Origin of the sequence: Methylomonas sp. (assembly GCF_023228165.1) — a bacterium.
Classification (GTDB): Bacteria; Pseudomonadota; Gammaproteobacteria; order Methylococcales; family Methylomonadaceae; genus Methylomonas.
Genome location: NZ_JALOBS010000065.1, coordinates 1 through 11,058, shown reverse-complemented (window position 1 = coordinate 11,058; position 11,058 = coordinate 1). Strand labels below are relative to the sequence as shown.

The window sequence follows — 11,058 nt, the reverse complement described above, 5'->3', positions numbered from 1 at the left end:
TAAAAATTTGCAAGAAATTAATATCTATTTTACTAATTTCTTGCAATTATTGCTCGTCTTTTTATTTAATTATTTATTGTATTTCAATGCTTTAGATGTGAATTTATGGCTTTTCAGGGACGACTATGTACTCGCTGGACGGCATCACCGGCAGCCAGCGTGAATATATTCGATGGTTGCTCACTACCTGCACCGGACGCCAGGAAGGAATAGAGGCATTGATGACCCCCGATGCCATCGATCTCTTAGCCAGCCGGTTACGGACAGCCTTACAGATCGAATGGCATCTCACTCAGGCTTTTGAAGCCGGTTATCAATCTGGCGAATTACCGATAGATGCTGAATTGGTCGAAACGGTGTTATCCAAGCATTTGGACGATATGGAAGCCACCATCACCCGGCAAGGATATGGTCTACGGGAATTGGTGCAAAACTTCGATGCCAAGCCGGCAGAAATCAAAGCATTATTTGCCAACCAGCTCGATCCAATCCGTGCCAGCGAGTTACGGGATCGGATGCGCTTGGCTGGATTACCGATCTGAATTCGCTATGGTTTCAGTTGCAAATAATCCTGGTTTTCGGCGGATGATTGCAGGTTTGCGGCAACGATTACAGGTTCAGTTGCAAATAATCTCGGTTGGAGCGCTCGCAGAGTTGCATTTAATCCTGGTCGAAAATTGCGCTGATTGCTGGTTTGTGGGTTTTTGATTGCAAGCCGCTACACCTACCCGGTCAAACCCGGCCGAAAAAGTCGCACATTGAATTTCAGCCGGCCACACAAGCAAGCGGTTTTCGCTAGAATCGTAACCCGCCAAATTCAGCTCTGCAGAAACGGGCCGCCATATAGCAACTCCAACCCCATCAATAGTATGATTAAGTGTTGCGACCTGCAATCAAAAACCCATAAACCAGCAATCAGCGCATTTCTCGGCCGGAATTAAATGCAACTGACGGGCGTTCAAACCGAGATTATTTGCAACTGAACCTGCAATCATTCGTGCCGACCTGCAATCATCCACCGCAAACCGACGTTATTTGCAACTGAAATATGTCACTGTCCATGGGCGGAAGCCGGCCAAAAGCGATCGCTGGCAATTATTCATTTCAAATAGGTTGGCCATCAGGTTACGACCCAAAAGAAACATTCACCTCCTTGCTTCCTGACGCAACCAAAATTGCTTGAAATGAAAAAAGCCGACATTCAGGTTATTCGTTAAGTAATGTGCATGGAATAAATAATGGAATTGTAGGTGCGAATTCATTCGCATTGTGCGGATAAATCCGCACCTACACCGGAAATTCATCCGCGCACTTGACGAAGTTATTTTATGCGCGTTCCTAAGCACAGAAGAGTCGTATGATAAGATTAGTCAACATTGAGCAGTAAATGGCAAAACCGAACCAAAAGAAACGGAGGTATAAGCGCCTAGCAAAAAGTTAGCGTGTATTTAGAGCCAAATCCACGGCCAATTTCATCAATGGCCTGTGCCAGTTCATCCGGCGTATAGGTTTTGAAAGGTAGCCATTCATATTTCATCTTATGCCACAGCAATTCGATTCGGTTCAACTCAGGACTGTAGGGAGGCAGAAAATAAAATCGCATGCCTTTCTCTTCCAATAAATCCCAATAAGGTTTCAGCTTTTTGGCGGTATGAATGGAGGCATTGTCCAAAATCACCACCATCGGCTTGCTGACGCGTTCGATCAACGCCATCAGAAAGCCAAAGAACCACAGGCCATTGACGCTCTACCAAAGTTGGGTCAACAGTAGCCGCCCCGATGACAGCAGCGCGCCGATCACATTCATGCGCTGCGCGCGTTTAGCGGTAATGGCATGGACTTCGCCGCGCTTCGTCCAAGCCGAACGATTCGGCGGTTGCGGCGCAAATCCGGCTTCATCCACATACGCCAACTCGATCTCACCGGCTTCGGCTTGCTTGATCAGTTCTGCGATATCGTGTCTCGCTTGTTCGAAACGCTCGGGATCGCGCTTTTTTTTAAACTATAGCGCGTGCGCTTCCAGACATAGCCCATGCGTTTCAACTCGTTTCGCAAAGTACCGGCACTGATCGTCACGCCGCATTCCGCCGTCAGTCGACTAACCAGAGCCCGACAGGTCAAGGGTTCTGCCTCAATCCAGCCTTTGAGCTGACTGCGATTCGCGTCCGTCAGCTTACTCGGCGCACCACTGCGCGGCTGATCCGGTAAGCTCGCTAGCCCGATTCTCCACCACTTCCGCCGCCGCTCACGAATCGCTTCCGGCTTTACACCCTGATGCGCGGCAACCGCAATCACTGTTTGACCATCGGCTAACATCAGGATGGTTTGCGCCCGTTCGCGCTCTCGCCAATCACTCCCTTTCTTGACAATTATTTGGAGTTGCTCTCGTTCGGTTTCGCTCAATTCAATCGGTTTTACGCGCATCCCTTTATTTATCGCTCTGTTCAAAACCCTGCCATTCTACTGCACGGCGATTTATTGTTAAGCGCTTATCCCTCGGTTGTTTTTGGATTATTTGGCATTTAGCATAGATTTATTTTTTATGTTTCATCGCAACATAGAAAATCACAAGGTTTCAGTGCTGGTACAAATTCTGCTGTACATTTTTACGCATAATTTGTGAATCTACTGTACGAGAATCCAAAAGAAGTGGCATAACGCTATTGTTCTAACGTTCTACGCAAATTAAGTTAGTTAGTAATGGTTGCGTTATTTATCGATAACATACCTCGCAAGCCTGTCAATTACGACAAGAATTCTCTAATAATTTAAATTCAATATGTTCAGAGAGAGTATATGAACCTGTTTACGAAATTATGCCTTAATCAACGACTTATCCATAATGTCGCTGTTCGAAAACTGAACATATTGCCCATTGAAGGGCTGCGTTTGTATCCAATCGTCATGATCTTGTTGCTAGGCTTAAGTATGAATCACCGCGTTCAAGCCTGCTCGCTGCAATTCACCTCTCCAGTACGCGGGAGCACAGTCAGCACAGCGCAAGTCGGTGTATCGGGTACCGGTACCGGTACCGCCAATTCGGGCGACCAAGGCCAAGTGACCGCCTACCTCAACGGGGTGCCGTTTTTCAGTCAGAGCGGTACTTTTACCACATTGATCAATTTTCTAGGTTCAGGTGCTGCTTCAGTCACGTTGCAAAAAGGTGCCAACACCTTATCGGTTTCCGGCAGTGTCAACGGTTGCTCTGCCTCGGATAGCATGGTGGTGTATTACCAACCGACACCACCGATCGAACAAAAGAACGCTGGGGAACCGGAGATCTGTAACGGTACTAATCCAGTAAACGATGCAACAGGTAACAAATTTCAGCAAGAACTGGATTATCAAGGCGGCGGCCGTTTTCCGCTGCAATTTATCCGTTATTACAACAGTGCGTATAGCGATGTGCGTGCGCTAGGTAAATCGTGGCGTCACAATTATGAACGCGGACTTTATTTCAATAGTGCCAAGACCGAGGCCTATATTATCAGGCCGAGCGGACAAGCCTACCGATTTAGCAAGTCGGGCAGTATCTGGATTTCAGATGCCGATATCAACGACCGTTTTATCGCTAGCACTAACGCAGGTGGCAGCATTACCGGTTGGCGTCTATATAAAAGTGAAGACAACAGTTTTGAATATTACGATACCGATGGCCGCTTGATTACTTTGGTCGATCTGGGCGGAATGAGCCAGGATCTCAGTTACGACGCAGGCGGTAGATTAAGTAGCGTAACCGATCGGACCTCGCAAAGGAGTTTGAGTTTTAGTTACGACAGCAAAAACCGATTGACGAGCGTCACCGACCCGAACGGCAACGGGTATACCTACAGTTACGATTCGACTGGGCGACTGGTGCAAGTCACGCCGCCGGATGCAGTACCCGGCAATCCCGGCCGGCAGTACCTCTATAACGAGCAAGTTCATACATCCAATACCAACCTGCCTTATGCATTGACCGGTATATTGGATGAAAACGGTAGCCGATATGCGACCTATCGTTACGATGCACAGGGACGAGGTATCGCGACTGAACATGCCGGCGGCAGCGATTTGCATCAACTGGCCTATAACGCAGATGGCAGCACGACAATTACCGATGCGTTGGGACAACCGCGCACATTCCTGCATCAGACGATTTTAGGCTTCAAGCATAATGTTGGCCAAAGTCAACCCGCCGGTTCCGGCTGCGCCGCCTCGGCTAGCAGCATCAGCTACGACGCTAATGGCAACGTCGCCAGCCGTACCGACTTCAACGGCAATTTAAGCTGCTATGCTTACGACCTGAACCGCAACCTGGAAACTGTGCGGGTCGAAGGCCTGGCACCCGGTTCAACCTGCCCGTCTGACTTGGCGGCCTATGCCCCTTCTACCGGAGGCAGTGAACGCAAAACCGCCACCCAATGGCATACCGATTACCGGTTACCTACTCAAATCGACGAAACCGGTCGCCGCACGACCTTCGGTTATGATGCGAATGGCAATCTGCTGAATAAAACCATTATCGACACGGCTACTCAGCAAAGCCGCAGCTGGAATTATACTTACAACAGCCTTGGTCAAGTCCTCACCGAAGACGGCCCGCGCACTGATGTCAACGACGTCACCAGCTACACCTATTACGCTGATACGACCGCCGACCATAAGCCAGGCGACTTGCAAACCGTCACCAACGCCCTGGGCCACGTTACCACCTTCACCGCTTACGACGCCAACGGCCGCCTATTGAGGCTAGCCGACCCCAACGGCTTGGTGATCAATTTTACCTACGACGCCCGTGGCCGTTTGACCCACAAAACCGTCGACGGCCACACCACCATATACGACTACGACAATGTCGGTAACCTGATCAAAATTACTCGGCCCAGTGGCGCATTTTACAACTTTACCTATGACGCCGCCCACCGCCTGACCGACATCCAGGACGCCTTAGGCGGTAAAATCCACTACACACTGGATGCCATGGGTAATCGCAATCAAGAAGACATCAAAGACGCCCAAGGCCACATCGTCAAAACCCATAGCCGCGCATACGATACCTTAAATCGTCTCTACCAGGACATCGGCGCCTACAATCAAACCATCCAGTACGCCTACGATGCCAACGGTAACCTGACCCAAATCACCGATGCCGAAGGGCATAGCACGCAACGCCAATACGATACATTGGATCGTTTGATTCGCAGCACCGACGCGCTCAACGGCCAAACCGACTACGACTACGACACCCTGGACAGGCTGGTACAAGTCACCGACGCCAACAACCACGGCACAATCTACAGCTACAACGGCCTCGGCGACCTCACGCAACTGGACAGCCCCAACACCGGTGTGACTCAATACGCTTATGACAGCGCCGGCAATCTGGCGCAAAAGACCGATGCAGAAAACATCACGGCCACCTACCAATACGACGCCATCAACCGCTTGCTCGGTATCGATTACCCCGGTACCGAAGCGGATGTGGTGAACGACTACGACACAACGCCGTTATTTACATGGAACATCCCGCAACTAGGCCGGTTAACCTCCACCCGGCGAGGCTCCTCACCAACGCATTACATCGGCTACGACAGGCGCGGCAACATCGCCTACACAACGGCAACCGCATTGGCGAATCCCTATTATTATGACGACCGGATCGGCTACCTTTACAACGCCGACGATCAAGTCAGCGAAGTCCAATTTAACTGGTACCGCCAGCATCGCTACCACTACGACCAAGCCGGCCAAATCGACCGTATATCGGTACACGATTGGGACGACGGCGATTTCTCCGGTTCTGGCTACGATGTCACCCGCGTTCTGGCCGACAACATCGTCCATCTGCCGTTCGGCCCTGTCACTGGTCTGACCTACGGCAACGGCCTGACCCTGAACCGCAACTACGACCAAGACTACCGCTTGGCCGGCCAAAGCGTCGGCAACCAGCTTAATCTGGCCTATGGTTACGATGCCAACGGCAACCTGCAAACCGCCACCGACCTGCTGGCGGCCGCCAACGACCAAAGTTACAGTTACGACGGCCTGAACCGGCTGATAGCCGCGAATGGAACGGCGCAACAGAGCTATCAATACGACCCGGTCGGCAACCGGCTGGCCAACGATCTAAACGGCGCCGCCACCCAATACCAATACGATCTCGGCAGCCAGAAACTCTTTTCGCAAACCGGCGCCCACCCCAATACCGTCGTCAGCAATGCGGTAGGCAACATCACCCACGCCGGCGGCAAAACCTATCTGTACGCCCCCGACCAGCGGCTGGCCAGCGTCAAACAAGGCAGCGCCGACATCGCCCGCTACAGCTACGATGCCCAAGGCCGGCGCAGAAGCAAAACCGTCGGAACCACGACGACCCACTATGACTACGACCTGCAAGGCCGCTTGCTCGGCGAAGACCGCGTGCCGGGCGATTACGTCTACCTGGACGGTGAACCCTTGGCGCGGGTCGACTACAACCTCAGCGACTGGAGCGGCAACGTCGCCGGCTGGAATATCGCCTACTACCACAACAACCCGCTCGGCGCCCCGCTGCAAACCACGGATCGATTGGGTCAAATCAGCTGGAACGCCCAACTCGACCCGTTCGGCAAAGCCGCGCCGCTCAACCCCGCCATTACCCAAAACCTGCGCTTCCCCGGTCAATACTACGACCAGGAAACCGGTTTGCATTACAATATGGCGCGATATTACGATCCCGGTATTGGACGGTATCTGCAGAGTGACCCGATTGGGTTGAGTGGGGGCATTAATACTTATACCTATGTTCGGAACAACCCGCTGAAGTACATCGACCCGAAAGGTACCTTTTTCTTTGTACCAATACTTGGCTATACCGCTATAAATGCTCTGGCTGATTTGGCACTTATTGGAGGGACTGGGTATGCGATTTCCAACGCTATGTCATGTAAAAATGAGGCTCATGGTGACGATAGCAATAAACCTAACCTACTCGATCCAACAGCTGAAGATCATATACTTAACGGTGATAAAACTGGAGGAGGGCATCGAGCGGGCACCGGCAAACCAGGCAAAAGCGAATTTCCAACTGATTGGTCTGACGACAAAATCAAAGGAGAAATTTCAGATGTTGCTACTGATCCTACGTCTTCTGTTTCTCCAGGACGTAATGGGCGCCAAGTTGTTGAAGGAACTCGTGATGGAATTGATATAACAGTAATTGTTGATTCGAATGGTCGGATCGTAACCGGCTTTCCTACTAATGTTCCTAGAAATCCACGTTGAAATATAATGGAATCAAACTTTGATGAAGTAGAACTACTGTTATCTAAACTGTTAGAAGCTGTGACCCCTGTATTGTCGGAATCCGAATGTGCCGAAGTTCAGAGTTTTATTGATGTTGGTGAATATGGTCTTGCTTTAGAAACTGCGGTTGACATATTTGTCGAGGAAAAAAAGATTGCATCTGCTGGTGTGGTGACGTTGGTTAGTCGTTTAGTAGATTTAATGTCATTAGATTCACTACAGTTGTTACAGCGGCTGCCACAATAATAGTCAAGACCGTAAGCGGGATTGCCCTAGGCAATCCAGCTTACCTTCGAAACCACCCGGTGTTTTGCTATCGCGAAAACGCCCTGCGGCCGTTGCCTCAACCGGTCTTGCCCATCAAACCAAATCTTCCTTGCTATGGTTTTGGTTCCATACAAACCCCTTAGCCTTGTCCACCGCTTGTGTGGCGGCGGGCTCCGGCTTTTCGTCCTGCTGTTTCGGCAGCTGATTGTCCTTGGCCTTTCGATGTGTCTGCCCCGGATTCAAAATCAAGCGGTTCGAATACAGCCGGAATGCCTGATAGCTAAACGGCACTTTGCCTTCCTCGTACAGCAGCCGGTAAATCTGCGCTACCATCAGCATTTTACTTCTGCTTATTTTATTTTCGATATTCGAATTTGAATGTCTGTTATCCAGAAAATTAGGGAACGATCTCGACCGCTCGGTAAGGGTCGGTCTTTGTCGGTTGCTGCTGACACCTACTTCGAAAATAAACCAGTCCAGGAAACGGACGTTTTCTGGACTTAATAACCTTCGGCTTTCTGGCGTCGTCTGATAAGGCTTCCAGCGTCCAAAAAGCTATTCCACAAAACAAATTCCAGATATACTTCGCTCTTGAGACTTATTGGACTAGAGGATAGAGAAATAATGTTGATCGGTTATGCCCGGGTATCCACCGATGACCAGAATCTGGACTTGCAACGGGACGCGCTTGAAAAGGCGGGTTGCGAAAAGATTTATACCGATCAGCAGAGCGGTGCCAGTAGCGAGCGTCTTGGTTTGTCCGGCGTTCTGGAAATAGCCCGCTCAGGTGATACGTTGGTGGTATGGCGACTGGATCGACTGGGACGCTCCTTGAAGCATCTGATCCACTTGGTGGAAAAACTGGAACAGCAAGGCATCGGGCTCAGAAGCCTGCAAGAGAATATCGATACCACCACCAGCGGCGGCCGGTTGGTGTTTCATCTGTTCGGCGCGTTGGCCGAGTTCGAGCGCAACCTGATTCGCGAACGCACCCAAGCGGGATTATCGGCAGCGCGGGCGCGAGGGCGTCAAGGTGGTCGGCCAAAGCTACTCGATCCTAAAAAGCGCGAGTTAGCGTTACGCCTTTATAAAGAACGTCAGCACAGCATCGCGGAAATCTGCAAAATCATGGGGATTTCAAAAAGCACCCTGTATAACTATTTGGCGGAGTTGGGTGTCAATGCCCGCGACGCGGCCTAGTCCCATTCCGGTTGACTCGCTGTTGGCCTTGCGCCAACGGCTGGATCGGCTATCACCCAAAAGTCCGGAACGCGCTACTCAGGTCAAATCCATCGCAGAACTCTACGGCGTTTCCACCGATACGGTTTACCGTTCGCTTCGAGATTTGCACAAACCCAAGGCCGCCCAGCGCGGCGACCGTGGCCAGCCGCGTGTGTTGCCGAAAGCGGAGTTAGAACGCTATTGCGAGCTGGTCGCGGCATTGAAGTTGCGTACGACTAACAAGAAGGGGCGTCATGTTTCCACTCGCCGAGCCATCGAACTGATGGAAGATTATGGTCTTGAAACCCCGCAAGGATTGATCCGTGTTCCCAAAGGACTATTAAGTGTCAGTACGGTAAATCATTACCTGAGCTACTGGAAACTCGATCAACCGCGATTGACCCGCCAGCCGCCGGCGGTGCGATTCCAGGCCGAATTGAGCAATGCTTGCTGGCAATTCGATATGTCGCCCTCCGAGCTTAAACATGTTAAAGCGCCGTTGTGGATAGACCCCAGCCGAGGTGCGCCTACCCTGATGCTATACAGCATCGTCGATGACCGCAGTGGCGTAGGGTATGAGGAATATCGTTGTGTCTACGGTGAAGATGCCGAATCGGCGTTGCGGTTTTTGTTCAATGCCATGGCGCCCAAACCCTACATGCCGGATTTTCCGTTTCAAGGCATTCCGGACATGATCTACATGGATTGTGGCCCAGTGTCCAAGAGCCGGGTATTCCAGAATGTGATGGATGCCTTGGGTGTTATTTGGAAGACACACATGCCCGCAGGGAAAGACGGCCGCCGCGTCACTGCTCGTGCCACCGGCAAAGTTGAACGGCCGTTTCGTACCGTGAAAGAGGTACATGAAACCCTTTATCATTTTCACCAGCCGCAGAATGAAGCCGAAGCCAATTTGTGGTTGCAAAATTATTTGTTGGACTACAACCGTAAGCCGCACCGGAGCGAACCCCACACACGGCTGGAAGACTGGCTCGCCAACTTGCCGGCAAATGGTTTTCGCGAAATGTGTTCCTGGGAACAGTTCTGCCGGTTTGCTCGGGAGCCAGAGCGGCACAAAGTCGGGGCTGACGCACGAGTTTCGGTGGACGGCACCGCCTATGAAGTCGCGCCGGAACTGGCCGGTGAAACCGTATTGCTGCTGTGGGGGTTATTCGACACCGAACTCTATGTCGAATACGATGGCGAACGTTCCGGGCCATACGCTCCTATTTCAGGCCCCATTCCCCTTAATCGCTATCGGGCGTTCAAGAAAACGGCAATCGACGAAAAGGCCGATCGCATTCGGCAGCTAGCCGATCAACTTGGGCTTCCCATCGCCGCATTAACCGGTGACACCGATTTCCAGCTGACGGAACCGGTCGCATTGCCGGAAGATTTGCCACGGCATCCCTTCAGCGCCGAACGCCAGGAATATCATTATCCCAGTAAGATTGCCGCTAAGCTGGCTATCGCCGATGACATTGCGAAGCCGTTAGCCAAGCTCACGCCCAATGATCGCGCTTTTATCGACAACGTGCTTGCCGAAACTCTCGAACGTAGCGTTGTGCTTGCACGAATTCGAGAATATTTTAGATGCCAAGAATTCCAAGGGGGACAACATGCGGGTTGAAGTGATGGACTATTATGGGCTGACCAAACCACTGAATCGCGCCGGTTATTACGAAACCGAACATCACAGCCAATTGTTCAAGAATATTCGCGGCGCTATCCATGAAGGCCGGATTATCGTTCTCTACGGCGTCATCGGTAGCGGCAAAACCGTCACATTACGCCGATTGCAGCAACAACTGAAAGATGAAAATAAAGTCACCGTCTCCCGCTCGCAAGCGGTGGAAAAGCACAACGTTAAACTGAATACACTGATGGCAGCGCTGTTCTACGATCTTTCCACCGGAAAGAAGATCAGGATACCGTCCCGATCCGAGGACCGTGAAAGGGAATTACAGGCGCTGGTTAAAAAGGGCAAACGCCCGGTGGCTTTATTTATCGACGATGCTCATGCCCTGAAAGATGAGGCCCTCACCGGTATCAAACGGCTTATGGAAGTGATAGAAAGCGATGGTGGCTGCTTGTCAGTGGTCCTTGCGGGTTGGCCCAAGCTGCGTAATGATTTGCGCCGCCCCAAATTGGAAGAAATCGGCTTGCGTACCGATATGTAGTCGTCCCTGAAAAAGCCGATATTTTCCGAACACCAGCATTCAGGCTGACAATAAAAACGGCGCGCTCAATGGCCGCGTCAAAATCCGACATAGCGGTCTCCAAAAATGAGGCAAAAAAATCCTC

The 11,058-nt window shown here is 51.2% G+C and carries 10 protein-coding genes; 6 read left to right on the top strand and 4 right to left on the bottom strand.

Features of this window, described 5'->3' with window-relative positions; all coding sequences use genetic code 11:
- Nucleotides 1-125: 125 nt before the first annotated feature.
- Complete coding sequence (locus tag M0R33_RS23945) at nt 126-542, top strand: hypothetical protein (protein ID WP_292574477.1); 417 nt, start codon at nt 126-128, stop codon at nt 540-542.
- 884 nt (nt 543-1,426) lie between these two features.
- Here the strand turns inward: M0R33_RS23945 and M0R33_RS23940 are convergent.
- The 3 genes from M0R33_RS23940 to M0R33_RS23930 are packed head-to-tail and all read right to left on the bottom strand — an operon-like array spanning nt 1,427 to nt 2,403.
- Nucleotides 1,427-1,717, bottom strand: coding sequence for a transposase (locus tag M0R33_RS23940; RefSeq protein WP_292574479.1), 291 nt, complete (start codon nt 1,715-1,717; stop codon nt 1,427-1,429).
- A gap of 30 nt (nt 1,718-1,747) precedes the next feature.
- A complete protein-coding gene (locus M0R33_RS23935) occupies nt 1,748-1,912 on the bottom strand; it encodes a hypothetical protein (protein ID WP_292574476.1) in 165 nt (54 codons plus the stop codon).
- Between the two features lie 29 nt (nt 1,913-1,941).
- The gene (locus M0R33_RS23930; protein ID WP_292574475.1) at nt 1,942-2,403 is read right to left on the bottom strand and encodes a helix-turn-helix domain-containing protein; all 462 of its coding nucleotides are present in this window, start codon (nt 2,401-2,403) and stop codon (nt 1,942-1,944) included.
- Nucleotides 2,404-2,928: 525 nt separating this feature from the next.
- Between M0R33_RS23930 and M0R33_RS23925 the strand changes: the two genes are divergently transcribed.
- A complete protein-coding gene (locus M0R33_RS23925) occupies nt 2,929-7,245 on the top strand; it encodes an RHS repeat-associated core domain-containing protein (protein ID WP_292574474.1) in 4,317 nt (1,438 codons plus the stop codon).
- Nucleotides 7,246-7,251: 6 nt separating this feature from the next.
- Entirely contained in the window at nt 7,252-7,512 is a 261-nt protein-coding gene (locus M0R33_RS23920; RefSeq protein WP_292574473.1) for a MafI family immunity protein, read from the top strand.
- A gap of 114 nt (nt 7,513-7,626) precedes the next feature.
- Here M0R33_RS23920 and M0R33_RS23915 read toward each other — a convergent pair whose 3' ends face one another.
- Entirely contained in the window at nt 7,627-7,872 is a 246-nt protein-coding gene (locus tag M0R33_RS23915) for a hypothetical protein (protein ID WP_292574472.1), read from the bottom strand.
- Nucleotides 7,873-8,157: 285 nt separating this feature from the next.
- Here M0R33_RS23915 and M0R33_RS23910 point away from each other — a divergent pair, with 285 nt between their 5' ends.
- From M0R33_RS23910 to M0R33_RS23900, 3 genes are read left to right on the top strand one after another with little or no spacing between them, the layout of a single operon-like run.
- Entirely contained in the window at nt 8,158-8,733 is a 576-nt protein-coding gene (locus M0R33_RS23910) for a recombinase family protein (RefSeq protein WP_292574471.1), read from the top strand.
- A gap of 4 nt (nt 8,734-8,737) precedes the next feature.
- Nucleotides 8,738-10,384: an IS481 family transposase gene (locus tag M0R33_RS23905; protein WP_292574478.1), complete on the top strand. Its 1,647-nt coding sequence runs from the start codon at nt 8,738-8,740 to the stop codon at nt 10,382-10,384.
- Nucleotides 10,374-10,934 carry an AAA family ATPase gene (locus M0R33_RS23900; RefSeq protein WP_292574470.1) on the top strand — a complete coding sequence of 187 codons (561 nt, stop codon included), beginning with the start codon at nt 10,374-10,376 and terminating at the stop codon, nt 10,932-10,934. Before M0R33_RS23905 ends, M0R33_RS23900 begins: the two co-directional genes overlap by 11 nt.
- The last annotated feature ends 124 nt before the right edge of the window (nt 10,935-11,058 follow it).